Annotated in this window: 1 protein-coding gene; it reads right to left on the bottom strand. The window is 62.5% G+C overall.

The window, feature by feature from the left end; all coding sequences use genetic code 11:
• Positions 1-264, bottom strand: a 264-nt coding sequence (locus ACZ92H_RS29755) for an aldehyde dehydrogenase family protein (protein WP_465052001.1), incomplete at both ends; no start/stop codon positions are given.

The raw sequence follows: 264 nt of genomic DNA, 5'->3' as shown, positions 1-264 counted from the left end.
CCAGGGCCTGGCGGATGGACCAGGCGTCGATGCCGCCGGCCACCTGTTCCGAATATTCGCCCTTCATCATCTGCGGGATGCCGCAGGCAAACTCCACCACCTCAATGCCGCGCGTCACTTCCCCTTTTGCATCCGTGAACACCTTGCCGTGCTCGGCCGTGATCAGGGCCGCCAACTGGTCCGCATGCTCTTCCAATAATTCCTTGAATTTGAACATGACGCGGGCGCGGCGCAGCGGGGACGTTTGCGACCAGGCGGGAAAGG

Source organism: Janthinobacterium foliorum, from assembly GCF_978021625.1.
Note: the sequence above shows the minus strand (reverse complement) of the source record. Positions and strands in the feature narration are given on the sequence as shown.